Below are 24,343 nucleotides of genomic sequence, written 5' to 3' on the forward strand. Positions count from 1 at the left end.
CTTCCGCTCCGCTACAGCCGCTTCCCCGCTGCCGAGAGCGTCCAGCCTCAACCATGAGGCTTTTTATTCAAACCAACTGGCCCCTTTTTAAACCGGTGCCTGGCCCAATTTTATCCCGGCGTTGACAGGAGCCGGCAAGTCGCTCCTCGCGTCCTGTCTGCCGGGAGTGCTGCCGGAACTCACCCCGGCAGAGGCCCTCGAAGTCTCCATGATCGCCTCGGTCGCAGGCACGCTGGAAGGCGGGCGCATCAGCCGCGCGCGGCCTTACCGCTCGCCCCATCACTCAGCGTCGATTGCTGCTCTAACCGGCGGCGGTATCAAGGTTCGCCCCGGCGAGGTTTCCATGGCGCACCTGGGCGTCCTCTTCCTTGATGAGTTGCCGGAGTTTCAGCGGCAGGCCCTCGATTCACTGCGTCAGCCACTGGAAAGCGGGGAAGTGACGGTGGCGCGGGCCAACGCGCACCTCACCTATCCGGCCCGGGTGCAACTCGTGGCCGCCATGAACCCCTGCCGCTGCGGGCATCTCGGCGACCCGGCACTCGCCTGTTCCCGTGCGCCGCGCTGCGCCGCCGATTACCAGAGCAAGGTTTCCGGCCCCCTGCTGGACCGCATCGACCTTCACGTGGAGGTCGACCCCGTGCGCGCCGCCGATCTCGCGCTGCCCCCGCCCGAGGAAGGCAGCGCCGAAGTGGCCGCACGCGTGGCGCGGGCGCGGCGGGTGCAGACGGAACGCCTTGCCGGCACCGGCACCAGGACGAACGCCGAACTGGACGGCGACCGTCTCGAAAAGCACGCCACGCCTGACGAGGGCGGAAAACGCCTGCTCTTCCAGGCTGCGGAGGCGATGCGGCTCTCCGCACGCGGCTACACCCGCATCCTGAGGGTGGCGCGCACAATCGCCGATCTCGCCGGAAGCGAGCGAGTTCAGCGCATCCACGTGGCCGAGGCTTTGAGCTACAGGCGCCAGGCTCCGCGGGCCTGACCGGACGCCTCGTTCACTCCTCCACGTCGAGTTGGCGCAGGACTTCGGCCACGACCTGCGGCGCTCCGGCGAAATCCAGGTGCGTGCAGCGAACCGCGACGGCGCGGTCGCGCTCCTGCGGCCAACCCGCTGCGGCGCGGGGATCGACGATGCCGTCCCGTGGGCTCCAGAGCGCCACGGTCGGCACGGGAGGCTTGGATGCGTGGCACTCGACGGGCGGCGTGTCCACCGTGTGCCCGGTGATGATCTGGTAGGCCCGCCACGCGTTGTTCGCGTGCCGATCGCCCGAAAAGGGCGAGCCCATCGTGATCACTTTCGCCACAAATTCCGGTTGCTGCCGCGCCACCTCCCGCGCGAAGACGCCGCCCAGGCTCCACCCGACCAGCGCCACCGGTTCCGCGTTTTCGGACGCGATACGGGCGACGCGGTCCAGGAGGCGGGAGAATTTGCGGGCGCTCGGCCCCATGTTGAAGCCGAGACCCCAGTCGTAGACGCGGTGCCCGGCCGCCCGCAACGCATCGGCCATCGGCTTCATGCGAAGCGGGTGCGTGCAGAAGCCGGGCAGGAGCATGACCGGCATCGGCCGCGCAGCGGCCGTCACCGCCTGCCCTCGATAGCCGCCGCGATAGAGCGAGCGAAGTTCGCCCAGCAGCAACCGCTTCGACGGAGCGCGGACGCCCTGCGGGTGTTGCTCGCGCACGTATGCGATACGCCGGGCTATCGCATCGCGCAGGCTTTCGCCGGCCGGAGGAACTTGCGCGTTCAGTCGCTCCATCAGGCCTCCGTCAGCATCAGGACGCCGGACAGTCGCCCACGCGCGTGGTGGTCAGGCGCATGGTCATCTTCATCCCCTGACCAGGTAACGGGTTGCCCACGGGATCCACGTCGATGGTAACGTCCGAACGATTCGGCCCGAGCGTACCGGCCAGCTTCATAATCATCTGGCCCTGCCCCGCCGCCTTGCAGTCCATCTGCGCGTCCAGTTTTCCGCCGTTCACCTCGAAACGGGAATAGGCGCATTCGCTGCCCTTGCGCACGTCCTTGAACATGTCGCGGTAGCCCTTGGCGGCATCGGCCTGCGTTATGCAGACGAGGGTCTCCTGCTTGTCCGCCATCGCCGTCTTCATCTGCTCCGCCGCTTCGGGGGGAAGGCCCGGCAAGTCGAGCCGCGTCACTTCCAGAACCTGCCGGTACTGGCCCGGTTCCGGCGCGTCGAGCTTCGCGACCTCCTTCTTCAGGTCCGCCTCGCTGCGTGGCGCACCATCGGCCGTGTCCTTCGAACCGCAACCCGAGAGCGCCAGCGCGGCCAGCGCCGCCATCATGATACCTGCCTTCACCGCTCTCTCTCCCTGTGTACAAACCGCAGCGCTAACACCCGCTCGCCCCCGCGCCAACGCACAATGCTGCGGCAGCTGTTGCCGTGACGAACGGCAGACCCCATATGTTCCGCCATGGCAGAGCTCATCATTCGTCGCGGCCTGGAAGAACCGGATACGACCGGCGCCTTCGTCCCTCACAAGCCGCAGCGGCCCGACAAGTCGATGCCGGGCAAGCCGTTCAAGATCGTCTCGGATTACGCACCCGCCGGCGACCAGCCCACCGCCATCGCCGATCTCGTCGCCTCCGCCCGCGAAGGGGAAAAGACGCAGGTGCTGCTCGGCGTCACCGGTTCGGGCAAAACGTTCACGATGGCCAAGGTCATCGAGGAACTGCAGCGCCCCGCGCTGATCCTCGCGCCGAACAAGATCCTCGCCGCGCAGCTCTATGCGGAGTTCCGGGACTTCTTCCCGGAGAACGCGGTCGAATACTTCGTGTCGTACTACGATTATTACCAGCCCGAAGCCTACGTGCCCCGGTCCGACACCTACATCGAGAAGGAAAGCTCGGTGAACGAGGCGATCGACCGGATGCGCCACTCGGCCACCCGCGCGCTGCTGGAGCGCGACGACGTTATCATCGTCGCTTCCGTATCGTGCCTTTACGGCATCGGCTCGGTCGAGACCTACTCCGCCATGATCTTCGACCTGGAAACGGGCAAGGCCCAGGACCAGACCGAGATCATCCGCAAGCTCGTCGCCCTCCAGTACAAGCGCAACGACGTAGCGTTTTCACGCGGCAACTTCCGCGTGCGGGGTGATAACCTCGAACTGTTCCCGAGCCACCTGGAGGACGTTGCATGGCGCATCAGCTTCTTCGGCGACGAGATCGAGGAGATCGCCGAGTTCGATCCCCTGACCGGCAAGAAGGGCGCGGTTCTGCCCAAGGTGCGCGTCTATGCGAATTCGCACTACGTCACGCCGGGGCCGACGATGCGCCAGGCCAGCGAGGCGATCCGCTTCGAGTTGACGGAACGCCTGAAGGAACTGGAAGCCGAAGGCCGCCTGCTGGAAGCGCAGCGTCTGGAACAGCGCACCAACTTCGACCTCGAGATGATCGCCGCCACGGGATCGTGCAACGGCATCGAGAACTACAGCCGCTTCCTGACCGGCCGCCTGCCCGGCGAGCCGCCGCCGACGCTGTTCGAGTACCTTCCGGACAACGCCCTGCTCTTCATCGATGAAAGCCACCAGACGGTGCCGCAGATCGGCGCGATGGCGCGGGGGGACCACCGGCGGAAGATCACGCTGGCCGAGTACGGCTTCCGGCTGCCCTCCTGCATCGACAACCGGCCGCTACGCTTCAACGAGTGGGACGCGATGCGCCCGCAAACCTTCGCCGTGTCGGCCACGCCGGGGGGCTGGGAAATGGAGCAGACCGGCGGCGTCTTCGCCGAGCAGGTCATCCGGCCCACCGGCCTGATCGACCCGCCGGTGGAGATCCGCCCGGTCGAGGACCAGGTGCAGGACTGCATCGCCCAGTGCAAGGAAACGGCGGCCAAGGGCTACCGCACCCTCGTCACCACCCTCACGAAGCGCATGGCCGAGGATCTGACCGAGTTCATGCACGAACAGGGCGTGCGGGTGCGCTACATGCACTCCGACGTCGAGACGCTGGAGCGCATCGAACTGATCCGCGACTTGCGCATGGGCGTCTACGACGTGCTGATCGGCATCAACCTGCTGCGCGAGGGCCTCGATATTCCCGAATGCGGCCTCGTCTGCATCCTTGATGCCGACAAGGAAGGTTTCCTGCGCTCGGAAACCTCCCTGATCCAGACCATCGGCCGCGCCGCGCGCAACGTGGATGGCCGCGTCATCCTCTACGCGGACCGCATGACCGGATCCATGGAGCGGGCGATCGCCGAAACCGACCGCCGCCGCGCCAAGCAGGAGGAGTACAACGCCGAGCACGGCATCACCCCGCAGACGATCAAGCGCCGCATCGCCGACATCGTGGCGGACACCGCCAGCCGCGACGGCGTGGTGATCGACCTAGAGGACGACAGCACCAACAACCTCGTGGGCCACAACCTGCGCGGCTACATCGAAGACTTGGAAAAGCGCATGCGCGCCGCAGCCGCCGACCTCGAATTCGAGGAAGCCGGCCGCCTGCGCGACGAGATCCGACGTCTCGAACAGAGCGAACTTGGGTTGCCCGAGGCGGAACATAAAGCCCCCCGCGTCGGCCGCAGCAACGAAGGCAAGCCCGGAACACGCAAGCTGCGGTACGGCAAGACGCAAAGGAAGTTCGGGAAATAGGGCTGGGCCGCCATCTCGCTTGCCCAGCCCGCGGGGCAAAATCTTCAAACAGCACGACTGTCCGCTATCAACCCGCTTCGCGAGCAACTCTCATGGCGAGTAAGGGTGGATTTGCAGCCGTCAGCTTCTGGCCAGTAGGTTGCGATAGCTGCCGTCCCGAAAACGATCGCGTTCCGGGAATGGCCAAGCGGTAGCAAACCCGATCAGAGCTGAACGCCCTTGGCCGTCCAAGCCGCCATCTCACCATCGGCTATGGTCAGCGATACGCGCCAGGTGTCGGTGCGGCGCAGGATATAGACATGCTCCCACTCGGCCACAGGAGCGCCGTCGGCCCCCATCATGCGATAAACCATGCGTGCCTGGGCAACGTTCGGGAACAACTCCTCGGCGGACAGCAGGGCACCTTCCGGTCGCACGATGCCTTGCGCTCGATAGAAGTCGAACAGTGAGATGCAATGATCGCGGAACGGGGATCGCGCCATGGCGAAATTGCCGTTGGGGGCGGGAAATAGCCTAACCTCGTCCCACAGCTCGCTTAACGCGTCGGCGTCCTCGCGAGCGAAGGCATCGACGTAGCGGCTGAAGAAGTCCGTGATTTCGTCATGAAAGGTCATGTCCGTCCTAGCGGTAGCGGAAGTGATGGCAGCGCTCGATCAGGCGACGCGCGGCTGGGCGAGGCAGACGTTCGCTTCCGCGAGCTGCATCTTCACGAGATCATTGAAGGCGAGGGTGGGATTGGCCTCGGCAAGCATCCCGATCTTCATCCAGAATTCGGCTTGGGCGTTGATCGACCGGCACATCACGGCGCTGGCGCGGCGGGCCTCCTCATGCAGTTCGTCATCAATCTTTACCAAACCCATTAGCCAATACCCGTCTTGTTGATATACGATTCGTTTATGAAACGCATATAATTCCGTCAATGGCTATCCCGACCTGTCGTCGCTCTGCCCATTGCTTTGCGCGCGTCGAATGGCCGGTTTCGGGATGCTGACCTTACCTCGCGAACTTCCGCAATGGGGCGGAACCGGGAAGTCCGCTCTGGAGGCAATCGCAGATACCTAATGAAGAGATGGGGGCGCTTCCGAAATGCCTCGCCCGGCGGGGCCACGAGGGCGATCCCGAACGCATAACGCCTCGCGCGGCCTGATCATCGCGGCCGCGTTTCCGGTAGTTTCAGCAGCACCGGCAGCACGCCTATCGCCACCAGCGCGATCATGACGCCGGGAGCACTCGGGCTTTGCGTGCGCAGGGTCAGCACTTGCGCCAGCCAGGGAGTCAGGCCGCCGAAGATCGCGGTCGCGCTCGTGGCGCCGAGGGCCAGGCCGCTCAGGCGGCCTTCGGCGGGCATCTGCTCGGCCGTTGCGACCGCTCCGACCGCGCTGACGCCGCCAGCCAGCGAAGCCAGCAGGATGGCGCCCAACCACACCGCCGCAGGGGCGGCTCCTGCAAGCAACTGGAACAATGCGTAAGGCAGCGCGGCAGAGAGCACGGCCAGGCTGACGAGGACGGGGCGGCGGCCGAAGCGGTCGGATAACAGCCCGATAACCGGGGTAACCAGTATGACGGCCAATCCTGCCCCGGTGGCGAGTTGCAGCGCCTGTGCTTCGTTCAGGCTTCCCGCAGTAGTCAGGAATACCGGCACATACGTGATGCCGACATAGTACGTGATGGAGCCCAGAGCCGAGATGGCGAAGCCGCGCAGAATACCCGACCGGTAATGAGTCATGGCGCGGCGAAGCGGTCGCCGGGCCAAGGCACCCGCCTCCCTTTGCGCTTCAAACTCCGGCGATTCGGCCATGGCTGCGCGGGCAAGAAGAATCAGTCCGGCCAGTGCGGCTCCGACGAAGAAAGGGATGCGCCAGCCCCAACCATCGAGCACGGCGGTGGGCATCAAGGTCACGACCAGAGCCGACACCCCGGCCGCAAGGAGCCCGCCAACCTCGCTGGTTGCCGCCGCCAGCGAGGTGACGAGGCCGCGCCGATGCACGGGCGCGCCTTCGAGGAGATAGGCGACGACGCCGGTGTACTCGCCCCCGACGGCGAATCCCATGACGCAGCGCAAAGCCAGCAGCAGGACGCCGGCCACCGGCCCAATCTGCGCCGCCGTCGGCAGCAACGCGGTGAGCAGCATCGCCACCGTCATGAGCGCCATCGACGCGAGCAGCGTCGCCCGCCGCCCGTGCCGGTCTCCGAAGTGGCCGAAGACCGCTGCACCCACGGGGCGCATCAGGTAAGCCATCGCAAATCCCAGCAACGTGGTGAGCACCGCTCCTTTGCCCACGAAGAACACGCGGGACAGGACCGTGGCGAGGTAAAGGAAGAGAGTGAAGTCGTACCACTCCACGACGGTCGACAAGGCCGCGAGGGTAAGGGAGCGGCGGTCGAGCGAAGCGGGTGGTGCTGGCGGCATGGCGCTTACAACGCAATCGCCCTGCTGCGGCTGCATGCGGCACGATCCTCCCCGCGCAGGCCGCTGGGCTCCTCTTCACTTCCCAGGTCGCGCACGTACGCAGCGCAGGCCCGGTCGTCAGCTCCAGGTGGCTTCGGGCGGCAGGCTCATCAGGATCGCGTCGATGTTGCCGCCGGTCTTCAGGCCGAACAGCGTGCCACGGTCGTAAACGAGATTGAACTCGGCATAACGGCCGCGCCATTCGAGCTGCTGTGCCTTGTCTTCCGGCGTGAAAGCCATGCCCATGCGGCGGCGGACCAGGCGCGGGAACACGGCAAGAAACGCCTCCCCCACGGCCTGCGTGAAGGCGAAGTTGGCTTCCCAGGCTGCTTCGTCCGCGCACTCGAGATGGTCATAGAAGATGCCGCCGACGCCGCGATGGACCTTGCGGTGGGGGATGTAGAAGTACTCGTCCGCCCAAGCCTTGAACCGGTCGTAGTAATCCGCGCCATGCGCGTCGCAGGCGCCCTTGAACGCGGCGTGGAACTCGGCGGTGTCCTCGGCATAGGGCAGCGGCGGGTTGAGGTCCGCGCCGCCGCCGAACCACGCCTTCGTGGTGGTGAGGAAGCGGGTGTTCATGTGGACCGCCGGGACGTGCGGGTTGGCCATATGCGCGACGAGGCTGATGCCCGTCGCGGAGAAGGCGTTGTTCTCCGCCGAGGCGCCGTTGATGGTCGCGGCAAAGTCCTTCGCCAGCCCGCCCGAGACGGCGGAGATGTTGACGCCGACCTTCTCGAAGACGCGGCCCTTCATGAGGCCCCGCGTCCCGCCGCCGGTCTCGCCGCCTTCCCCTTCGACGGCGGCGCGCTGCCATGGCGTGTAACCGAACACCGCCTCCGAACCCGCCTCGCGCTCGATCGCCTCGAACTCAGCGCAAATGCGGTCCCGCAGGCTACGGAACCAGTCGCTGGCGCGTGCGGTGTAGGGAGTCCAGTCAGTCATCCGTGTCCTCATGGCAAGGCGGCGTCGCTTTGGCGCCGTCAACGTCCATGGCGCGCTTGCCAAATCGAACCGGCTGCGGCAAGGGAAAGCCATGGTTCCCTTTTCGTTCTGCTCAGAGGAGATGCGGCTCGTCGATGAAGGCAGCCGAGGCCCCAGCGCGCTGTTCTGGCCGCGTGAGCAGGCCCTCCTTGTTGCGGACCTGCACCTTGAGAAAGCCAGCTTCTTTGCCCGCACAGGGCAGATGCTGCCACCCTACGACACGCGCGAAACGCTGGAGCGCGTCGCCTCCGCCATCCGTGTGACGGGGGCCCGCCGCGTCTTTGCGCTGGGAGACAACTTCCATGACAGCAAGGGACCGGCGCGGCTTGAACCGCACGCTGCTGGCATGCTCTCCGCTCTGACGCGGGCGCTCGACTGGGTGTGGATCACCGGCAACCACGATCCTCATCTCGGTGCCGAAGCCGGGGGAACACGGGTGGAGGAGATGGCCGTGAACGGGCTGATGCTGCGTCATCAGGCGCTGCCCGGCACGCGCGAAGCCGAAGTCTCCGGCCATTTCCATCCCCGCCTCGTGGTTGAAGCGCGCGGGAGACGGATCGCTCGCCCCTGTGCCGTTCGCAGCGAGAACCGGCTCATCCTTCCTGCGTTCGGCGCCCTGACCGGCGGAATGAATGCCGGCGATTCGGCCATCCTATCGGCCCTTCAGCCTGCCGACGCAATCGAAGCGCTCGTGCCGGCACGTGGCCAGCTGGTTCGCTATCCGCTCTGGCGTAAAGCGGCCTGAAGGCCTATATAGCGCCCGTGGCCGCACCCTCGGCCGGGGCATCATGCGAATCGTGACGAAATCCTGCTTTGCGCGGGACGCCGATTCGCATTAATGACCGCCGAATTCAGCCACGTCGACAGTAACGACTCAGGAGAACGCTTATAGCACCCCCACCCCGGCGCATGATGACGCCACCGGTCAAGAGTGGACCGCGCTACAATAACATGATCCAGTCGGACAAGGTCCGCGTCATCGACCAGGATGGCGAAAATCTGGGCGTCATGTACACGCGCCAGGCTATCGAGCAGGCTGCGGATGTGGGTCTGGATCTCGTTGAGGTTTCCCCGAACGCGGATCCGCCGGTGTGCAAGTTCCTCGATGTGGGCAAGTACCGGTACGAGGCTCAGAAGAAGGCCAACGCCGCACGAAAGACGCAGAAGACGCAGGAGATCAAGGAGATCAAGATGCGTCCGAACATCGATGACCATGACTACGACACCAAGATGCGCAACGTCGTGCGCTTCATCGGTGACGGTGACAAGGTCAAGGTGACGCTGCGCTTCCGCGGCCGCGAACTTTCGCACCAGCAGCTGGGAATGGACCTGCTGCGCCGCGTCCAGCAGGACGTCGAGGAAGTGGCGAAGGTCGAAGCCTACCCGCGCATGGAAGGCCGCCAGATGCTGATGGTGCTGGCGCCGAAGTAAGCGCCGCCGTCCGGAGCTGACGAAACACAAAGGGCGTGGCCGATGGCCGCGCCCTTTGTCGTTTCAACTCACGATGGCGTCAAAATGCCGATCAGCCCCGCCATTCCCGGCGCTCCTCCGCCGCGCGCAGGACTTCGTAGGCAAGTTGGTAGGTCTGGAACGCCTTGGCGGCTTCGGGATCGTTAGGCCGAACATCGGGGTGGACCTCCTTGGCGCGGCTGCGCCAGGCCTTGCGCACGGCATCGAAATCGGCATCGGGATCGAGCCCAAGAGCTTCGAGAGCCCGCAATTCGTCCCTGCTGCGGGTCCCGTCTCCGGAACCGGCCCATCCATAGTGCGCCGATTCGCGAAAGCCGGAGGCTTCGGAACGTTCGCTCGCCTCGCGTTCGGCGGCTTCCTCCGCGTCAAGACCGGCGAAGTAATCCCACCCCGCGTTGTATTCGGCGGCGTGGCGCTGGCAGAACATCCAGCGGTCGGGGCTGTTGGGGCTTTTGGGCGCGGGGCAGTTCCCGGGCTCGGAACAGCCGTGGCGATCGCACAGGCGCACCTGTGCCGCTTCGCGCGAACTGCCATAGCCGCGCCAGCGTGGGAACCCCCAGTCAGTGGATCGGCGTGCGCGGCTCATCAGATGAGCGATATGCTCCGAACGCCCTGCGATTCAAGCCTTGGGAAGGGAAATATCATACTGTTCGGAAAGAACCCGGCGGCCCGCCGGGTCCTCCTCGTTCCTCAATCGATGGTGACGGTCACAGCGCGGCGGTTCTGGGCCCACGACTGTTCGTCGGAGCCGAGAGCGATCGGGCGCTCCTTGCCGTAGCTTACGGTGGTGACGCGAGCAGGATCGATGCCGAGGCTGACCAGGTAGTTCTTGGCGGCATTGGCGCGGCGTTCACCCAGCGCGATGTTGTATTCGCGGGTTCCGCGTTCGTCGCAGTGGCCTTCGATGGTGACGCGCTTGGCCGAATACTGCTGCAGCCACTGCGCCTGCTTCGTGAGCGCTGCCTGATCTTCCGCGTCGATGTCCGTCCGGTCGAGGCCGAAGTAGATCGTATCCGAGCCCATCATCTTCGCGACGAAGTCGGCCTGGCTTCCGGGCTGCGCACCATAGCTGTCGGTCGGACCGGTCGGAGCGGCGGTGGCCGAACCCGGATCGGGCGGCAGCTGCGCAGGAGCTTTCTTGCCGCACCCGGACAGCGCCAAGGCGCCGGCTGCGACGAGCGCGACCGCGCCCGTGCGGCTTACGCGCAGAGTGGAGAGGAAAGAAGGCATCGGCAGACTCCTATGCAGCTCGCCCCGGAAATGGGCGGCATGGTAATTTGGTTCCGTTCAATTTCCTACACAAGCAAGATGAACGCTGCGCAACCCGGCACACCCGGTCGGGTCTGGAGAATCCAGGCTGCACGTACGCGTCTCATCTCCGGCTTCAGGGGCGAACCGGCCCCCATGCGGGGTCCGATGCACCAACCGGAGTGGGCAGCTTGCGCTCGTTTCGGCCGGTGAGGTCCACCTGCCAGATCGACGCCAGGCCGGAGCGCTGTTCCGTACGGAAGAACTGCACGATGCGGCCGTTGGGGGACCAGGTCGGAGCTTCGTCCTGCCAGGAGTTGGTCAGATGGCGCATGCCGCCCCCGCCAGGCGTCATCACCGCGACGCGCAGGTTCCCGGCGATGTGCGTGAAGGCGATCTGGTCACCGCGCGGGCTCCACTCCGGCGTGGCCGCACGGCCTCCGAAGAAGCTGATGCGCCGCTGGTTGGATCCGTCCGCATTCATGACGTAGATCTGCTGGCTGCCCGATCGATCGCTTTCGAAGACGATCTGCGAGCCATCGGGCGAATAGCTTCCGCCGATGTTGATACCGGGCCCATTGGTCAGACGCTGCGGGGTGCCGCCGCCCGCCGACGAGATGCGGTAGATGTCCGTCGTACCGCCCTTCGCCACTGAATAGAGCACCCATTTGCCATCCGGCGACCAACGTGGTGCAAGGGTCGGAGCGCCGGTGCGGGCGATGAGCGTCTGCCGGTCAGTCGCCAGATCGTACGCGTAGATGCTCGGCTGTCCGTTGAGATAGGACAGGTAGAGGATCTTGCTGTAGTCCGGCGAGTAGCGCGGCGTCAGCGCCATGGACTGCCCACTGGTGAGATAGCGATGGTTCGCGCCGTCGGAATCCATGATCGCGAGGCGCTTCATGCGGCGGTCCTTGGGACCGGTTTCAGCGATGTAGGCGATCTTGGAATCGAAGAACGGACTTTCTCCGGACAGGCGGGAATAGACCATGTCGGCACACTTGTGCGCCGCGCGGCGCCAGTCGGAAGGCGGCACCTGCCAGCCACCCTTCACCAGCTGCTGCTTGAGCTGCACGTCATAGAGATAGCAGCCAACGGTTAGATTGCCGTCGCCGCCGGCCCGCACATAGCCCTGCACGAGCATGTCGGCCCCGCGAGACACCCAGGGTGCATAGTCCGGTGACTGAACCTGCGGATAAGACGGCTGCGGAAGGCCGTCCGGCCCCGAGGGCTTGAAGAGACCGTTGTTCTTGAGGTCACCGGCAACCACTTGCGCCAGGGCGCGGCCGAGCTGCACGGTCGAGCCGGCATTTGTCCGGGTCGGCACATCCGCATCGGTGGCGAAGGTCGTGATGGCAATGCCGAGATCCTGCCACTCGCTCTCGTCGGAGACGGTGACCTCGAGGCCACCCTCCGTCTGAGGCTCGACCGGGGTCGGCACCTGCGCGGCAACCCCACTTGCGGCGGACAGCAGCAGACCAAGTGCGAGGATGCGGGTTATCTTCATTGCGATAGCCTTCTGTCAAAGTTTGTCGTGACGACCTTCCAGCCCTCGTAAAGGTCGTCGGGCAAGCTGAAGGGAGCGGCCAGCCGGACTGCGCGAACGGCCTGCTCCTGGTGACGCGTCACCTGTGCCTGGTTCGTGGCGTTCTGCCCCGTCGTGCTTACCACCTGCGGCGCACCGGCCAGGCTGCCATCACGATTGAGCCGGAAGCGCACCTTCGTCACCAGCAGTTCCACGTCGGCGCCTTGTGGCGCCTGCCAGTGCGGCTTGAGCTGCCGATTGATCGCCGCGCCAAGAGCCGAGCGGGCCTGCGCGCCGATCTGGGCAGCGGGCGTTCCCGTCTGCCGCGTGGCAGTGGCTCCCGGCGTTCCGTTCTTGAAGGCATCGTCGAAGGCACTGCTTCCTGCCTTCTTCGGCGCGGCAGTGGCCTTGGAAGCCGACGCGCCGCTGCTGCCGGAAGCGGGCTTCGCGGCCGGCTTGGCCGCAGGCTTGGCTGCGGACGGCTTAGTCGCAGGCTTGGCCGCAGGCTTCGCGGTCGTCTTCTTGCTGACGATGTCGTCGATCGCGCTGGTCTTGCGCGAGGGCGAAGGCTTTGGTGCAGGTTTCGGCTTTGGCTTCGGCACGGGCTTGGGAGTTGACTTCGGCTGCGGCTTCGGCGCGGGCTTGGGAACTGCCTTCGGAGTGGGCCGCGGCTCCGGCTTCGGCGCGGGCTCCGGACGCGGCTTCTCGGTCACACGAGGTGCAGGCGCCGAGGCGGGCGCGGGTTCCGGATCCGCGACGGGCGCAGGTGCAGGCTCCGGCGGAGCGGCGGCAGCGGGCGGTGCCGGCTCGCCCTGCTCCGGTCCGGCGTCAGGCGCCGCCTTGCCGGGGTCGGGCGCGGTCGAGGTCATCCCCACCTGATCGCTGATGGTCACGGCGATACGCTCTGGCGGCTTCACCACGTCATTCGAGCGCGGGCTGAACAGGATCGCGCCCAGCACCGCCAGATGCAGTGCCACGGCAACGGCCAGGCCGACCCCTTCATCCTTGCGCAATCCCAGTGCAGCCATCAGCCGGAACCTAGCCTGAGCGCCTTAACCGCCGCTGACATCTGTCACCAGGGAGATGGAGCTGAAGCCCGCACGATTGAGTTCGCCCATGACCTCCATCACGCGTCCGTATTCCAGCGCTTTGTCGGCACGCAAAGTGACGAGCGGCGGCTTGCCATCCGGCCCCCGCGGTGTAGCAGCCAGCCGGTCCGGCAGCTCACCCGGCGCGAGCTCGTTTTCTTCATAGAAGACGGCGCCGTCACTGCGCACGGTGATGGTGATCTGGCCCTGCTCCTCGCTCATCGCCTTGGCCCGGCTTTCGGGAAGTTCGATGGGGACCGCCGCTTTCAATAGCGGCGCCGTGACCATGAAGATGATCAGCAGCACCAACATCACGTCCACGAGCGGTGTGACGTTGATTTCCGCCATGGGGCCGCGCGCGCCGCGCCGGCGCCGGCGGCCGCCCCCTCCGGAGAGGCCCATCGCCATCAGCGCTGCTCCAGCTGACGCGTCAGGGCGGCGTGCAGGTGGTCCGCGAACCGCTGCAGGCGGGCCTCGAAGCCATTAACGCGATGCGAGAAGCGGTTGTAGGCGATCACTGCGGGAATAGCGGCGAAGAGGCCGATTGCGGTTGCAAACAGCGCCTCGGAGATACCCGGCGCCACGACAGCCAGGGACGAGTTCTGCTGCTGACCGATCTGGAAGAAGCTGTTCATGATGCCCCAGACCGTACCGAACAGACCCACGAAAGGGGCGACCGAGCCGACTGTGGCGAGAAAGTTCAGGCGGTCCGACAGCTTGTCGGCCTCTTCGCCCACGGCCGAGTTCATGACGCCGGCGATGCGCTGGCGGGCGCCCTCAAGGTCGATGTTGGCCGCCGCGTTGAGCTTGAATTCTCCAAGCCCGGCACCGGCGACCTTGCCCATCGGCACGTCGCCACGACGGCGTTCCTTCTGGTAGACATCGAAGTTTTGCGCCTCCCAGAACCCTTCCTCGTACTCGTCGCAACGGCGGTTCACGGCACCCATGCGAAGGGTGAAGGTGACGATGATCATCCACACCCAGACACTGGCCAGAACCAGCCCGGCCATGATCGCCTGAACGACGATATCGGCGTCGAGAAACAGCTTAACCGGATTGAGATGGTCATTGTCGCCGGCGAAACTGATAGTCGAGGCAAGCAGATCGAGCGTCATTCTGGTCCTTCCGGGGCCGGATTGGCGATGGGAACAAGTGAGGTAAAAGCCTGTTGCCAGGCTTCAGGTTGTCGGCGTGGTCGTCCTTCAGGGCTGATGAACCCTACCTTTACGAGCCCTTCGCAAAGCCGAACGCCGTCGCGCAGCGCGACCTGCCGCAGGGTGCAGGCAACCCGCCCGACGGTGAAGGCGCTCGTCTCGATGACGATCGTATCGCCCAGTCGTGCGGGAGCCAGGTAACGCAGGTTCGCCTCGGCTACGGTGTACAGGCCGGTACCTGCCTCAAGCGCGGCCCGCTGGTCTATGCCAAGGACGTCGAGGAGATCCGATCGTGCCCGCTCGAACCATCGAAGATAATTGGCGTGGTACACCACTCCGCCGGCGTCGGTGTCCTCGTAGAACACGCGCAAAGCATAATGGTGCACGTCGCCGGCGATCACGCCGGATGCGGGCGCGGGTAAGGAGGCTGGTGCGTCCATCATGCCCGGATGTGTAACGGCAGGGCACATGACTTCAAGCCCGCCCCACCAGTAACCACCCCCGCTACCTGTATTGCGAGGTAAATTTCCGGTGGATTGCGGCGATCAGTCGGCGATCATCTGGTAGAACTGTCGGCCGCCGAAGATATGGAAATGCAGATGGGGCACTTCCTGATGGCCGCTCGCCCCCATGTTCACCATCAGGCGATAACCGGGGCCGTCGAGCTCCAGCTGGCGCGTGACGTTGCCGACGGCGCGCATGAAGCCTGCGATCTCCGCATCGTCGGCCTTCATGGTGAAATCATCCCACGAGACATACGGCCCCTTCGGGATTACCAGCACGTGCACGGGTGCCTGCGGACGGATGTCGTTGAAGGCGAGCGCGTGATCGTCCTCGTAGACCTTGGAGCACGGCAGTTCACCGCGCAGGATCCTGGCGAAGATGTTCGTGTCGTCGTACGGCAGTGTCGGGTCGATCGGCATCGGTTTCTCCGGTTCAGTCCTTGGGGCGGGCGGCCTTTTCGGCGATCCCGGACACTCCCTCACGGCGATCCAGTTCCGCCAGCACGTCCGCGAACGGCACACCCTTTTCGCCAAGCAGCACCATCATATGGAAAAGAAGGTCCGCCGCCTCCCCCACCAATGCCGAAGAACTGCCGGTGAGCGCGGCAATGACAGTCTCCGTCGCCTCTTCGCCCACCTTCTGCGCGATCTTCTCGACACCCTTGGCTGTCAGCTTGGCGACATAGCTGGTATCGGGGCTGGCTAATCGCCGCTCGGCGATGGTGGCTTCTAGACGCGCGAGGGTATCGGGGCTGCTCATGCTGGGGCAATGCGGCGGACGGGCAGCGTGGTCAAGCGCCTGCGCGCCCGAACCGTCCGCGGCGGCTTCAATCATCGCGCCGCTTTACCGAAAATCTGCGCCCTATCACCACGCCTGCAACACCGATCCCCAGCAGCATGAGGCCGCTTGGCTCAGGAAGCGGGATGCCACCCGCCGCATGGGCAGGAAACGGTGGAAGCGAGGCCGCAATGATGGCGGGCAAGACCTTCAGCCGGGGCAATGCGAATCCTTCTGTCGGCTCAATCGCCACGTCCGCCTTCGGTGAAGAACGGCTCCGGGGCAAGCGCGCTCATGGCCGCTCCCCGGTTTCGGATTCCCGCAACGGGACGCCGTGCCTCAGCCGCGGGCGGGCAATCCGGCCGCGCGCAGGGCGGCGTGAGCCTCTGCAACGGTATACTTGCCGAAGTGGAAGATGGAGGCGGCCAACACCGCGCTCGCCTTCCCCTGCGTCACCCCGGCAACCAGATGATCGAGGTTGCCGACGCCGCCGCTCGCCACCACCGGCACGGAGACCGCCTCGGCGATGGCGCGCGTGAGAGCAAGATCATACCCATTCTGCGTGCCGTCCCCGTCCATCGAGGTCACGAGAAGTTCGCCGGCTCCGAAACGCGCAAGCTTCATGGCGTGTTCGAGGGCGTCGATGCCCGTGGCCTTGCGGCCGCCATGCGTGAAAATTTCCCACTTGCCCGGTGCCGTGCGCCGAGCGTCCACCGACGCCACGATGCACTGCGATCCGAACTTCTCCGCGATGTCCGCGACCACTTCGGGCCGCGTCACGGCAGCGGAATTGACCGCCACCTTGTCCGCACCCGCCAGCAGGAGCGCGCGCGCGTCCTCGGCCGTGCGCACGCCGCCGCCGACGGTCAGGGGCATGAAGCAGACTTCGGCCGTCCGCTGCACCACATCGAGGAGCGTTCCGCGTCCCTCGTGGCTGGCTGAAATATCAAGAAAGCACAGCTCGTCCGCTCCGGCGGCATCATAGGCGCGCGCCTGCTCGACGGGATCGCCGGCGTCCTTCAGGTCGACGAAGTTCACGCCCTTCACCACGCGCCCATCGCGGACGTCGAGGCAGGGGATGACCCGGATACGTACGGTCATGGCCTCACTCCACCGGCTTGAAGAACAGCAAGACTGCGAACACCGCCACCACCGCGCAGAGCGCGAAGTTGAAGGCGGTGTAGATGGCGAACTTGCGCGGATTGTCCGCACGCATCGTCTCGATCTTCACCCGCGCGCGGCTGAACAGCATCAGGCGGGCTTTCCCGGCGCGGAAGTCCTGCCAGGCCCACACCGCGCCCGGCACGAAGATGGCAAGCGCAAGCACCGCCATCAGGCGATTCTCGTTCACCCCTCGCGCTCCGCGAACTGGATCGCCGTCGCCAGGTCGAGGCGACCGTCGTAGAGCGCGCGGCCGGTGATCACGCCTTCGATGCCGTCCTTCGCGTGCAGCGCCAGCAGGCGGATGTCGTCAAGCCCCTTCACCCCACCGCTGGCGATCACGGGAAGATCGGTGCGCCGCGCAAGATCCACCGTCGCCTCGATGTTGACGCCCTTGAGCAGGCCATCGCGTCCGATGTCGGTGAACAGGAGGCTGGCAACGCCCGCGTCCTCGAACCGCCGGGCCATGTCCACGATCGAGACGTCGGACACTTCCGCCCAGCCTTCCGTCGCGACCATGCCGTCGCGCGCATCCACGGCAACGACGATGCCGCCTGGGAAGGCCTTTGCCATGTCTTTGACGAACTGCGGATCCTTTAGTGCCGCCGTGCCCATGACCACGCGCGAGACGCCAAGGTCGAACCACCCTTCGACCGCTTCGGGGGTTCGGATGCCGCCGCCCAGCTGCACATGGCCGGGAAACACCTCCAGGATCGCTTCCACCGCGCCGCGGTTCTCGGCCCGACCGGCAAACGAGCCGTCCAGATCGACGACGTGCAGGAACTGCGATCCGGCTTCGGCGAAGAGCGTGGCCTGTGCCGCAGGGTTGTCGCCATAGACGGTGGCGCGTTCCATGTCGCCTTCGGCAAGGCGGACGACCTGCCCCTGCTTGAGGTCGATGGCGGGAAAGACGATCATGATCTCAGGGCTTCCATTCGAGGAAACGGGACAGCAGCGAAAGGCCGTACTGCTGGCTCTTCTCAGGGTGAAACTGCACACCCACGACATTGTCCTGCGCCACGGCCGCGACAAGCCCGCCGCCATGGTCCGTCATGGCAGCCACGTTTGCCCCGTCTTCCGGCTGGAAGTGGTAAGAGTGCAGGAAGTAGGCCTCGCCCGCATCGATCAGGCCCTCTGCGGGATCGTGAAGACCAAGCGACACGTCGTTCCAGCCCATGTGAGGGATCTTGATCTGGGGGTCCGTCCGCTCGATCAGGCGAACTTCGCCGGCGATCCAGTCGAGCCCCGGCGTAACGCCATGCTCCAGGCCGCGGGTGGCGAGCAGTTGCATCCCAACGCAGATGCCAAGGAAAGGCGCGCCGCCCACATGCACGCGCTCGGCCATTGCCTCGACCATGCCGCCGATGGCGCGCAGCCCTTCCGCGCAGGCCTTGAAGGAGCCGACGCCGGGCAGAACGATGCGGTCCGCCGCACGCACCACATCGGGACTGGCGGTGATGGTCAGGTCTTCCGCACCCGCAGCGCGAAGAGCGTTGGCGACCGAGTGCAGGTTGCCCGCACCATAGTCGATCAGCGCCAACGTCATGCGCGCGAAGCCCTGGAAGGGCGGCGGCTCATGGAGACGAACCCTGCCATCACAGCGTATCCTGCCCGAGAATTCCCTTGGTCGAGGGGATGGCTCCGCCCTTGCGCGGGTCGAGTTCGACCGCACTGCGCATCGCGCGCGCAAAGCCTTTGAAGATGCCTTCGCAGATGTGGTGATTGTTGGTGCCGTAGAGCAGTTCGATGTGCAGCGTGATGCCGATCGCCTGCGCAATCGAGTGGAACCAGTGCTCCACCATCTCAGTATCGAATTCGCCGAGTTTCTCCTGGGTGAACCTGGCCTTCCACACAAGATAGGGACGGCCCGAGATGTCCAGCGATACGCGGCTCAATGCCTCATCCATCGGGGAATTCACGTCGCCGTAGCGCCCGATACCCGCCTTGTCGCCGAGCGCCCTGGTGATCGCCTGTCCGATGGCGATGGCGCTGTCCTCGGTCGTGTGGTGCTGGTCGACGTGGAGGTCGCCCTTGATCCGGCACCGGATGTCGATCAGCGAATGGCGGCTGAACTGCTCGATCATGTGGTCAAGAAAACCGATGCCGGTCGACACGTCATAGGCGCCGGTGCCGTCGAGATTGACCTCGACTTCGATGTCGGTCTCGTGAGTCTTGCGGCTGATCGTGGCGGTACGCATGGCCGTGCCTAATAGACGTGTCTGAGCGGGAATCAATTCCGCACCTCATCCGGAGCCGGAAGGCCACGGGGGCGTTGAACAGGCGAGAGCCGAAACAGGCGATTTTCTCTCCTGCAACAGAGAAAATGGGACCATCGGCGTCTTTTTAGGTCGGAACACGCTTGACCGGACAAGCCAGCATGAGCACGTAGGGCGCGATGAACGACACCACGCAAGACAGCCTGATCCCTTACGACGAAATCGTGCAGGAGGCCCTGCGCGCCGTCGTCGGCCGCGTGCTTGGCCAGGTAGAAGCCTCCAACGGCGTTCTTCCCGGCGGACACCACTTCTACATCACCTTCAAGACGGGGGCCCCCGGCGTAAGCATCCCCGCCGACCTGCGGGCCCGCTTCCCCGATGAGATGACCATCGTCCTGCAGAACAAGTTCTGGGATCTCGGCGTCTCGGACACCGGTTTCACCGTCAGCCTTTCCTTCAACCAGATGCCGGCCAAGCTGGACATTCCGTTCTCCGCGATCACCGCGTTCGTCGATCCGGCCGTCGACTTTGGCCTCCAGTTCCATGCCATGGCCGACGTCGAGAGCGAGCAGGTCTCCCCGGCGGAGAACGACGCGGAACGCGATGTCGCCTCGCGCATTACTCCCAGCGAGGATGGCTCGAACGTGGTCTCCGTGGATTTCGGCAAGAAGAAGTGACCGGGCTCGCCCGGGGATAGGGCGCAAGATGGCTACGAAGCTTGGAACCGGAGTTCTCAAGAAGCAGGCAAAGAAGGCGGCAAATGTCGTCTCCGCCCCCGCCAGGGGGCTCAAGAACCTTGCGAACAACGGCGGCGAACTCCACGGGCCCAGCCCCAACCCGGCGACGAACCTGGTCATCGCGGACATCGCGCTGCGCACCGGGACCATGGTCGCCCGCCGCGCGGTAGAGCGGTCCGTCCTCGGAGCGAGCTATTCGCCGCGCAAGGCCAAGTCGATCCTGAAGGGCCGCTCGATCAGCGAAACGCTGCTGCACGGCGCCCTGGCGCGAGTCGCCGTCGGGTCTGTCCCCGGAGCGCTGGCGGTCAGCGGTGCCCTTGTGGTCAAGACACTGTACGACCGGAGCCGTGCCCGGCAGGCGCGCGCCGAAGGCGCCAGGGATCTCCATGAACAGGCGAAGGATGGGGAAACCTCCTGAGTTGGAGGCTGCGGCCCGGGCCTTCTGTCCGCGACTGACCTGCCCCCTCGCGCAACCGCCACTTGATTTGCGGGGCCGTCATCGGCATCGGGAACCATGGCCCATGACGCTCCCTCTCCCGACACCACCGGTACACTCGCCCGCCGCGGGCTGATGTTCATCCTGTCCTCGCCCTCGGGCGCTGGCAAGACCACCATCGCCAGGATGCTGCTCGAAGGCGATCCCCATATCCGCAACTCCGTCTCCTGCACCACCCGCGCGCCGCGGCCGGGTGAGGTCGATGGGCGTGACTATCACTTCGTCAGCCATGCCCAGTTCGATCGCATGGCCGAGGACGGGGAGTTCCTGGAATGGGCGACCGTCTTTGGCCAGAGCTACGGAACGCCCAAGGCCCAGGTCAAGGCCGGCCTGAAGGAGGGTGTCGACTACATGTTCGACATCGACTGGCAAGGGACCCAGCAGCTTTACCAGAAGCTCGAGCGCGACGTGGTGCGCGTGTTCCTACTGCCCCCCAGCATTGCGGAACTTCGCCGCCGCCTCACTGGCCGTGGAACCGACACTCCGGAGGTCATCCACGGCCGGATGGAGCGCGCCCGGTCCGAAATCAGCCACTGGGACGGTTACGACTACGTCGTCGTCAATGATGATATCGATCGCTGCTTCGAACAGGTGCAGAAGATTCTCCATGCCGAGCGACTCCGCCGCGCCCGCCAGACGGGGCTGATCGGCTTCGTGCGCGAACTGATGCAGCCCGACGACTGACCCGGCCGCTATGGCGAAGCCGCCTGCGCGCCGCCACGGTGACGTAGCTCTTGCCGCCCCGCCGCTCAGCCTCTAGGCCGCGCCGCAACAGATCGACCTACCCATCTTCCGGAGACCCAGCCATGTCCGACCTTGCCGCCAAGATCGAAGCCGCATTCGACGCCCGCGACACCGTCACGCCCGCCAGTGAGGACGTTCGCCAGATCGTCGACGAAGCCCTGGAGTTGCTTGATGCGGGCAAAGCCCGCGTGGCCGAAAAGGTCGACGGCGAATGGGTCGTGAACCAGTGGCTCAAGAAGGCTGTCCTTCTCAGCTTCCGCCTGAACGACAATGGCGTGATGGACTACGGCGCAGCCGGCGCGCCCGCCTTCGACAAGGTGCCGCTCAAGTTCGCGGGCTGGGATGAAAGCCGCTTCAAGGCTGCCGGCGTCCGCGTGGTTCCCGGTGCCGTGGTGCGCCGCAGCGCCCATGTCTCCAAGGGCGTGGTGCTGATGCCGAGCTTCGTGAATCTTGGCGCCTACATCGGCGAGGGCACGATGGTGGACACCTGGGCCACCGTCGGATCCTGCGCGCAGATCGGCAGGAACGTGCACATCTCGGGCGGCGCCGGCATCGGTGGCGTGCTTGAGCCCCTCCAGGCGGGCCCCGTCATCATCGAGGACGGCGCCTTCATCGGCGCCCGCTCGGAAGTCGCCGAAGGCGTCATCGTCGGCGAGGGTGCGGTTCTCTCGATGGGTGTGTTCATCGGTGCCTCGACCAAGATCGTCGACCGTGCGACCGGCGAAGTCCACATCGGCCGTGTCCCCCCCTACGCCGTCGTCGTGCCTGGCGCGATGCCCGGCAAGCCGCTTGCCGACGGCACGCCCGGCCCATCGCTCTACTGCGCGGTGATCGTGAAGACCGTTGACGCGCAGACCCGCTCGAAGACCGGTATCAACGAACTCCTGCGCGACTGATCGCGGCTATAGCGGCCGTTCGCCTTACCGATGGCGTGCGGCTCACGGTAACGAAACCATCTCTGCAGGGCGGCTGGCGGAACGCCGGTCGCCCTGAAGTGTTTCGTGTGGAAATGGGCGGAACACCGTTCGCTACCGGAGAGACGAGAATGGAAAGACGGAAAGAGGAAGTACACCTCGGCGACGTCGAGGCCCGCAGCGGTTCGACACCCGGCATTGTGCGGTATATCCTCCTCATCAGCCTCGTTCTTGTCATCCTCGGTTTCTCGGCTGTCTGGCTGACAGGCGTGCTCACCACGCCGGAAACGGGTGGTCATGCGGACACCGAGCGAGCCGTCGCCGAACAGCGCGACGAGCCGCAACAACCCTGACCGATGGGTACCAGTCAGGCGTTCGGCACGGTGCCCGATCTTGAACGTTTCGTGCCGGCGCAGGACGAAATCTTCGATGAGGTCCGGGTGGAGCTGTCAGCCGGACACAAACGCACGCACTGGATGTGGTTCGTCTTTCCCCAGATCGCAGGGCTGGGATCAAGCCCGATGGCGCGCCACTACGCCATTGCGAATCTGAACGAGGCCCAGGACTACCTTGCCCACCCTATCCTGGGTCGCCGTTTGCATGAGGTCACTCACCTCATGCTGGCCTGGCGCGGACGGCGAAGCGCGGATGAGATCCTCGGCTCTATCGATGCCATGAAGTTCTGCAGCAGCATGACCCTGTTCGAGTACGCGTCGCCGGATGGCCAGGCTGCCGCCCCTTTCGCCGATGCGCTCGAGACGTTCTTCGGAGGGAAGCGGGATGAGCGCACCCTGCATCTGCTCGAGGAGCAATCCGCGCGTCATGCTCGAAGCGCATCGCCGGGAACTTGATTGCCGCTCCTGGCGTTCCGCAAGATGGTCCGATGATGCGCGACCATGAAGGCCGCCGTCGGGCCGACGGAGAGCAGCCATGCATCGTACCGGTGATGAAGTTCATCTCGATGACGATGAAGCGCGCGGGGGAAGCACCCCGCAGATCGTCCGCTATGTCCTGATCGTCAGCCTGCTGCTGGCGCTGGTCGCGATGTCCGCCGTGTGGATCACGCGCGCCGTCGTGGACCAGCCGTCCCGCGCCCCGGTGACGGCGGAACAGCATGCACTAGGAGGCTGAGGGGTAGCTGTCGGGAATTGCCAGGAGCCGCTCGCGAAAGGTGCCGATGCGCCAGACGGCGGCACCTTCACCACGGTTTCGACCCCAACCTGTCGGCAGGGATCACGCCCGGTTCGCCGGCGGCTCCTGTCAATCTGACGGCCGAAGCCGCCATCTCCTGTGTCCCCGGATCTAGCCTGGAAGGGTTTCCAAACCGTTAACGCGGCGCCTGCCGCCTCGTCGTCAGGCCGAGTTCGTCAGCGATCGCGCGCCACCTGGGCAGCAGGACGTCCAAATCTCCACCCTGCGCCCCGGCAAGAACCTGGACGCAGACGTGGTCCGCTCCCGCGTCGAAGTGCGCCTGCAGACGCGCCGCTGCCTCACCCGGTCCTCCGGCGGAAAACAAGGCGGCGAGGAGACGGGGATCGTCGGCATCAATCTCCGCGTCGGTGAAACCCAGGCGCAGCCAGTTCTTGCGATAGTTCGGGAGCCGCCGGTAATGCGTGAGCGCCTCGACCGCCGTGGCCCGGGCCTTCTGCGGGTCACTCTCCAGAATGACGCCCTGTTCGGGCGCAAGCAGCGCCCGAGGACCGAGTATCGCGCGGGCGCCCGCCGTGTGTTCGGGTGTCACGAGATAGGGGTGGGCGCCCGCCGTCCGTGCGCCGGACAGCGCCACCATCCCGGGGCCGAGCGCAGCAAGGCAGAGGTTGTCGCGCGGCATTCCTGCGGCGGCCAGCGAGTCAAGGAAAGCGCTCATGACCTCGAGCGGCCTGCCCCACTTTTCGCCGATGATCGGACCATGGCTGATGCCGAGGCCCAGGAGCGTGCGGGCGCGCCAGTCGTCCGGAAGGCCCAGAAACCAGGCCGCCAGTTCGGCGGGGTCATGCTTCCAGATGTTGAGGATGCCGGTGGCCACAGTGATGGTCGATGTCGCGGCCAGCAGCCGTTCGACGTCGGCAGGCGCGCCATCGTCGATACCTCCCGGTATCCACAAGGCCCCATAGCCCATTGCCTCAAGCTCGGCGGCCGCTGCGGCGGATCGGGCCTTGTCTCCGAAACGCAGCTCCAGCGACCAGACCCCGACCTTTCCGATGGAAGGTATCGTCATGGCCTCCTCCTCCTTGTCTGGGGTGTGAGGGGCGCCCACCGGCG

Annotated in this window: 32 protein-coding genes and 1 pseudogene; 11 read left to right on the top strand and 22 right to left on the bottom strand. The window is 65.6% G+C overall.

The features are described 5' to 3' along the window. Positions 1-127: 127 nt before the first annotated feature. A pseudogene (locus tag C2R25_RS00665) lies at positions 128-982 on the top strand (YifB family Mg chelatase-like AAA ATPase); the annotation flags it as partial. A gap of 13 nt (positions 983-995) precedes the next feature. Here C2R25_RS00665 and C2R25_RS00670 read toward each other — a convergent pair. Beyond that, the gene (locus C2R25_RS00670; RefSeq protein ID WP_103727384.1) at positions 996-1,757 is read right to left on the bottom strand and encodes a triacylglycerol lipase; all 762 of its coding nucleotides are present in this window, start codon (positions 1,755-1,757) and stop codon (positions 996-998) included. Between the two features lie 16 nt (positions 1,758-1,773). Continuing rightward, on the bottom strand, positions 1,774-2,319 hold the full coding sequence (locus C2R25_RS00675) for a DUF3617 domain-containing protein (protein WP_103727385.1): 546 nt from the start codon (positions 2,317-2,319) through the stop codon (positions 1,774-1,776). 114 nt (positions 2,320-2,433) lie between these two features. Between C2R25_RS00675 and uvrB the strand changes: the two genes are divergently transcribed. After that, the gene (uvrB, locus tag C2R25_RS00680) at positions 2,434-4,620 is read left to right on the top strand and encodes an excinuclease ABC subunit UvrB (protein ID WP_103727386.1); all 2,187 of its coding nucleotides are present in this window, start codon (positions 2,434-2,436) and stop codon (positions 4,618-4,620) included. 203 nt (positions 4,621-4,823) lie between these two features. Here uvrB and C2R25_RS00685 read toward each other — a convergent pair whose 3' ends face one another. From C2R25_RS00685 to hemF, 4 genes are all read right to left on the bottom strand, one after another. Beyond that, positions 4,824-5,234, bottom strand: a complete 411-nt coding sequence (locus C2R25_RS00685) for a hypothetical protein (protein WP_103727387.1) — start codon at positions 5,232-5,234, stop codon at positions 4,824-4,826. Between the two features lie 39 nt (positions 5,235-5,273). Then, entirely contained in the window at positions 5,274-5,480 is a 207-nt protein-coding gene (locus C2R25_RS00690; RefSeq protein ID WP_103727388.1) for a ParD-like family protein, read from the bottom strand. Positions 5,481-5,767: 287 nt separating this feature from the next. Continuing rightward, positions 5,768-7,066: an MFS transporter gene (locus tag C2R25_RS00695; RefSeq protein WP_233203694.1), complete on the bottom strand. Its 1,299-nt coding sequence runs from the start codon at positions 7,064-7,066 to the stop codon at positions 5,768-5,770. Between the two features lie 81 nt (positions 7,067-7,147). Next, complete coding sequence (gene hemF, locus C2R25_RS00700; protein WP_103727389.1) at positions 7,148-8,011, bottom strand: oxygen-dependent coproporphyrinogen oxidase; 864 nt, start codon at positions 8,009-8,011, stop codon at positions 7,148-7,150. Between the two features lie 91 nt (positions 8,012-8,102). On the opposite strand from hemF, the gene pdeM reads away from it, so the two are divergent. Both pdeM and infC read left to right on the top strand, forming a co-directional pair. Continuing rightward, positions 8,103-8,795 (top strand): ligase-associated DNA damage response endonuclease PdeM, encoded by a 693-nt coding sequence (gene pdeM, locus C2R25_RS00705; protein WP_103727390.1) that lies wholly within the window; start codon positions 8,103-8,105, stop codon positions 8,793-8,795. A gap of 164 nt (positions 8,796-8,959) precedes the next feature. Further along, complete coding sequence (infC, locus tag C2R25_RS00710; RefSeq protein ID WP_103727391.1) at positions 8,960-9,481, top strand: translation initiation factor IF-3; 522 nt, start codon at positions 8,960-8,962, stop codon at positions 9,479-9,481. Positions 9,482-9,572: 91 nt separating this feature from the next. On the opposite strand, the gene C2R25_RS00715 is transcribed toward infC, so the two are convergent. The 15 genes from C2R25_RS00715 to hisB form a co-directional block, all read right to left on the bottom strand. Next, a complete protein-coding gene (locus tag C2R25_RS00715; RefSeq protein ID WP_103727392.1) occupies positions 9,573-10,106 on the bottom strand; it encodes a J domain-containing protein in 534 nt (177 codons plus the stop codon). A gap of 104 nt (positions 10,107-10,210) precedes the next feature. Beyond that, positions 10,211-10,750, bottom strand: a complete 540-nt coding sequence (gene pal, locus C2R25_RS00720; RefSeq protein WP_103727393.1) for a peptidoglycan-associated lipoprotein Pal — start codon at positions 10,748-10,750, stop codon at positions 10,211-10,213. A 154-nt stretch (positions 10,751-10,904) separates the two neighbouring features. Beyond that, positions 10,905-12,272 (bottom strand): Tol-Pal system beta propeller repeat protein TolB, encoded by a 1,368-nt coding sequence (gene tolB, locus C2R25_RS00725; RefSeq protein WP_103727394.1) that lies wholly within the window; start codon positions 12,270-12,272, stop codon positions 10,905-10,907. After that, positions 12,269-13,318 (bottom strand): hypothetical protein, encoded by a 1,050-nt coding sequence (locus tag C2R25_RS00730; RefSeq protein WP_103727395.1) that lies wholly within the window; start codon positions 13,316-13,318, stop codon positions 12,269-12,271. The genes tolB and C2R25_RS00730 overlap by 4 nt, the downstream gene beginning before the upstream one ends. Positions 13,319-13,342: 24 nt before the next feature. Then, positions 13,343-13,786 carry an ExbD/TolR family protein gene (locus C2R25_RS00735; protein ID WP_103727396.1) on the bottom strand — a complete coding sequence of 148 codons (444 nt, stop codon included), beginning with the start codon at positions 13,784-13,786 and terminating at the stop codon, positions 13,343-13,345. Further along, positions 13,786-14,493, bottom strand: a complete 708-nt coding sequence (tolQ, locus tag C2R25_RS00740) for a protein TolQ (protein ID WP_103727397.1) — start codon at positions 14,491-14,493, stop codon at positions 13,786-13,788. The genes C2R25_RS00735 and tolQ overlap by 1 nt, the downstream gene beginning before the upstream one ends. After that, positions 14,490-14,975: a YbgC/FadM family acyl-CoA thioesterase gene (locus tag C2R25_RS00745; RefSeq protein WP_103727398.1), complete on the bottom strand. Its 486-nt coding sequence runs from the start codon at positions 14,973-14,975 to the stop codon at positions 14,490-14,492. The genes tolQ and C2R25_RS00745 overlap by 4 nt, the downstream gene beginning before the upstream one ends. A gap of 102 nt (positions 14,976-15,077) precedes the next feature. After that, positions 15,078-15,455 carry a histidine triad nucleotide-binding protein gene (locus C2R25_RS00750; protein WP_103727399.1) on the bottom strand — a complete coding sequence of 126 codons (378 nt, stop codon included), beginning with the start codon at positions 15,453-15,455 and terminating at the stop codon, positions 15,078-15,080. Positions 15,456-15,468: 13 nt separating this feature from the next. Further along, positions 15,469-15,795, bottom strand: a complete 327-nt coding sequence (locus C2R25_RS00755; protein ID WP_103727467.1) for a phosphoribosyl-ATP diphosphatase — start codon at positions 15,793-15,795, stop codon at positions 15,469-15,471. A 67-nt stretch (positions 15,796-15,862) separates the two neighbouring features. Next, the gene (locus C2R25_RS21235; RefSeq protein ID WP_369825680.1) at positions 15,863-16,066 is read right to left on the bottom strand and encodes a PEP-CTERM sorting domain-containing protein; all 204 of its coding nucleotides are present in this window, start codon (positions 16,064-16,066) and stop codon (positions 15,863-15,865) included. A gap of 86 nt (positions 16,067-16,152) precedes the next feature. Next, positions 16,153-16,914 carry an imidazole glycerol phosphate synthase subunit HisF gene (gene hisF / locus C2R25_RS00765; RefSeq protein ID WP_103727400.1) on the bottom strand — a complete coding sequence of 254 codons (762 nt, stop codon included), beginning with the start codon at positions 16,912-16,914 and terminating at the stop codon, positions 16,153-16,155. Positions 16,915-16,918: 4 nt separating this feature from the next. Further along, positions 16,919-17,164: a hypothetical protein gene (locus tag C2R25_RS00770; RefSeq protein WP_103727401.1), complete on the bottom strand. Its 246-nt coding sequence runs from the start codon at positions 17,162-17,164 to the stop codon at positions 16,919-16,921. Further along, positions 17,161-17,892 carry a 1-(5-phosphoribosyl)-5-[(5-phosphoribosylamino)methylideneamino]imidazole-4-carboxamide isomerase gene (gene hisA, locus C2R25_RS00775; RefSeq protein ID WP_103727402.1) on the bottom strand — a complete coding sequence of 244 codons (732 nt, stop codon included), beginning with the start codon at positions 17,890-17,892 and terminating at the stop codon, positions 17,161-17,163. Before hisA ends, C2R25_RS00770 begins: the two co-directional genes overlap by 4 nt. Positions 17,893-17,896: 4 nt before the next feature. Continuing rightward, entirely contained in the window at positions 17,897-18,520 is a 624-nt protein-coding gene (hisH, locus tag C2R25_RS00780; protein WP_103727403.1) for an imidazole glycerol phosphate synthase subunit HisH, read from the bottom strand. Between the two features lie 49 nt (positions 18,521-18,569). After that, positions 18,570-19,172: an imidazoleglycerol-phosphate dehydratase HisB gene (gene hisB, locus C2R25_RS00785; RefSeq protein WP_103727404.1), complete on the bottom strand. Its 603-nt coding sequence runs from the start codon at positions 19,170-19,172 to the stop codon at positions 18,570-18,572. A gap of 197 nt (positions 19,173-19,369) precedes the next feature. Here hisB and C2R25_RS00790 point away from each other — a divergent pair, with 197 nt between their 5' ends. The 7 genes from C2R25_RS00790 (at position 19,370) to C2R25_RS00820 (ending at position 23,212) form a co-directional block, all read left to right on the top strand. Further along, positions 19,370-19,867: an SspB family protein gene (locus C2R25_RS00790; RefSeq protein WP_103727405.1), complete on the top strand. Its 498-nt coding sequence runs from the start codon at positions 19,370-19,372 to the stop codon at positions 19,865-19,867. Positions 19,868-19,895: 28 nt separating this feature from the next. Next, a complete protein-coding gene (locus tag C2R25_RS00795) occupies positions 19,896-20,345 on the top strand; it encodes a hypothetical protein (protein ID WP_103727406.1) in 450 nt (149 codons plus the stop codon). 96 nt (positions 20,346-20,441) lie between these two features. Continuing rightward, on the top strand, positions 20,442-21,107 hold the full coding sequence (gene gmk / locus C2R25_RS00800) for a guanylate kinase (RefSeq protein WP_103727407.1): 666 nt from the start codon (positions 20,442-20,444) through the stop codon (positions 21,105-21,107). A gap of 122 nt (positions 21,108-21,229) precedes the next feature. Then, positions 21,230-22,063: a 2,3,4,5-tetrahydropyridine-2,6-dicarboxylate N-succinyltransferase gene (gene dapD, locus C2R25_RS00805; RefSeq protein WP_103727408.1), complete on the top strand. Its 834-nt coding sequence runs from the start codon at positions 21,230-21,232 to the stop codon at positions 22,061-22,063. Positions 22,064-22,212: 149 nt separating this feature from the next. Next, entirely contained in the window at positions 22,213-22,434 is a 222-nt protein-coding gene (locus C2R25_RS00810; RefSeq protein ID WP_103727409.1) for a hypothetical protein, read from the top strand. 3 nt (positions 22,435-22,437) lie between these two features. After that, a complete protein-coding gene (locus C2R25_RS00815; protein ID WP_199183726.1) occupies positions 22,438-22,932 on the top strand; it encodes a DUF1810 domain-containing protein in 495 nt (164 codons plus the stop codon). Between the two features lie 79 nt (positions 22,933-23,011). Beyond that, positions 23,012-23,212 (top strand): hypothetical protein, encoded by a 201-nt coding sequence (locus C2R25_RS00820; RefSeq protein WP_103727410.1) that lies wholly within the window; start codon positions 23,012-23,014, stop codon positions 23,210-23,212. Positions 23,213-23,408: 196 nt separating this feature from the next. On the opposite strand, the gene C2R25_RS00825 is transcribed toward C2R25_RS00820, so the two are convergent. After that, positions 23,409-24,299, bottom strand: coding sequence for a TIGR03620 family F420-dependent LLM class oxidoreductase (locus C2R25_RS00825; protein ID WP_103727411.1), 891 nt, complete (start codon positions 24,297-24,299; stop codon positions 23,409-23,411). Positions 24,300-24,343 lie beyond the last annotated feature (44 nt).

The sequence above is a fragment of the Novosphingobium sp. HII-3 genome (genome assembly GCF_002916655.1).
GTDB lineage: Bacteria > Pseudomonadota > Alphaproteobacteria > Sphingomonadales > Sphingomonadaceae > Novosphingobium > Novosphingobium panipatense.

Excerpts from the sequence above, each read along its gene's own strand:
- pal (WP_103727393.1), bottom strand. The coding sequence starts at position 10,750 with ATGCCTTCTTTCCTCTCCACTCTGCGCGTAAGCCGCACGGGCGCGGTC.
- C2R25_RS00730 (WP_103727395.1), bottom strand. The coding sequence starts at position 13,318 with ATGGCTGCACTGGGATTGCGCAAGGATGAAGGGGTCGGCCTGGCCGTT.
- C2R25_RS00685 (WP_103727387.1), bottom strand. The coding sequence starts at position 5,234 with ATGACCTTTCATGACGAAATCACGGACTTCTTCAGCCGCTACGTCGAT.
- C2R25_RS00815 (WP_199183726.1), top strand. The coding sequence starts at position 22,438 with ATGGGTACCAGTCAGGCGTTCGGCACGGTGCCCGATCTTGAACGTTTC.
- C2R25_RS00795 (WP_103727406.1), top strand. The coding sequence starts at position 19,896 with ATGGCTACGAAGCTTGGAACCGGAGTTCTCAAGAAGCAGGCAAAGAAG.
- C2R25_RS00755 (WP_103727467.1), bottom strand. The coding sequence starts at position 15,795 with ATGAGCAGCCCCGATACCCTCGCGCGTCTAGAAGCCACCATCGCCGAG.
- hisA (WP_103727402.1), bottom strand. The coding sequence starts at position 17,892 with ATGATCGTCTTTCCCGCCATCGACCTCAAGCAGGGGCAGGTCGTCCGC.
- C2R25_RS00735 (WP_103727396.1), bottom strand. The coding sequence starts at position 13,786 with ATGGCGATGGGCCTCTCCGGAGGGGGCGGCCGCCGGCGCCGGCGCGGC.
- hisH (WP_103727403.1), bottom strand. The coding sequence starts at position 18,520 with ATGACGTTGGCGCTGATCGACTATGGTGCGGGCAACCTGCACTCGGTC.
- C2R25_RS00690 (WP_103727388.1), bottom strand. The coding sequence starts at position 5,480 with ATGGGTTTGGTAAAGATTGATGACGAACTGCATGAGGAGGCCCGCCGC.
- uvrB (WP_103727386.1), top strand. The coding sequence starts at position 2,434 with ATGGCAGAGCTCATCATTCGTCGCGGCCTGGAAGAACCGGATACGACC.
- C2R25_RS00790 (WP_103727405.1), top strand. The coding sequence starts at position 19,370 with ATGAACGACACCACGCAAGACAGCCTGATCCCTTACGACGAAATCGTG.
- C2R25_RS00825 (WP_103727411.1), bottom strand. The coding sequence starts at position 24,299 with ATGACGATACCTTCCATCGGAAAGGTCGGGGTCTGGTCGCTGGAGCTG.
- C2R25_RS00810 (WP_103727409.1), top strand. The coding sequence starts at position 22,213 with ATGGAAAGACGGAAAGAGGAAGTACACCTCGGCGACGTCGAGGCCCGC.
- tolB (WP_103727394.1), bottom strand. The coding sequence starts at position 12,272 with ATGAAGATAACCCGCATCCTCGCACTTGGTCTGCTGCTGTCCGCCGCA.
- hisB (WP_103727404.1), bottom strand. The coding sequence starts at position 19,172 with ATGCGTACCGCCACGATCAGCCGCAAGACTCACGAGACCGACATCGAA.
- infC (WP_103727391.1), top strand. The coding sequence starts at position 8,960 with ATGATGACGCCACCGGTCAAGAGTGGACCGCGCTACAATAACATGATC.
- tolQ (WP_103727397.1), bottom strand. The coding sequence starts at position 14,493 with ATGACGCTCGATCTGCTTGCCTCGACTATCAGTTTCGCCGGCGACAAT.
- C2R25_RS00715 (WP_103727392.1), bottom strand. The coding sequence starts at position 10,106 with ATGAGCCGCGCACGCCGATCCACTGACTGGGGGTTCCCACGCTGGCGC.
- pdeM (WP_103727390.1), top strand. The coding sequence starts at position 8,103 with ATGGTTCCCTTTTCGTTCTGCTCAGAGGAGATGCGGCTCGTCGATGAA.
- dapD (WP_103727408.1), top strand. The coding sequence starts at position 21,230 with ATGTCCGACCTTGCCGCCAAGATCGAAGCCGCATTCGACGCCCGCGAC.
- C2R25_RS00750 (WP_103727399.1), bottom strand. The coding sequence starts at position 15,455 with ATGCCGATCGACCCGACACTGCCGTACGACGACACGAACATCTTCGCC.
- C2R25_RS00820 (WP_103727410.1), top strand. The coding sequence starts at position 23,012 with ATGCATCGTACCGGTGATGAAGTTCATCTCGATGACGATGAAGCGCGC.
- hisF (WP_103727400.1), bottom strand. The coding sequence starts at position 16,914 with ATGACCGTACGTATCCGGGTCATCCCCTGCCTCGACGTCCGCGATGGG.
- gmk (WP_103727407.1), top strand. The coding sequence starts at position 20,442 with ATGGCCCATGACGCTCCCTCTCCCGACACCACCGGTACACTCGCCCGC.
- hemF (WP_103727389.1), bottom strand. The coding sequence starts at position 8,011 with ATGACTGACTGGACTCCCTACACCGCACGCGCCAGCGACTGGTTCCGT.
- C2R25_RS00670 (WP_103727384.1), bottom strand. The coding sequence starts at position 1,757 with ATGGAGCGACTGAACGCGCAAGTTCCTCCGGCCGGCGAAAGCCTGCGC.
- C2R25_RS00695 (WP_233203694.1), bottom strand. The coding sequence starts at position 7,066 with ATGCAGCCGCAGCAGGGCGATTGCGTTGTAAGCGCCATGCCGCCAGCA.
- C2R25_RS00745 (WP_103727398.1), bottom strand. The coding sequence starts at position 14,975 with ATGATGGACGCACCAGCCTCCTTACCCGCGCCCGCATCCGGCGTGATC.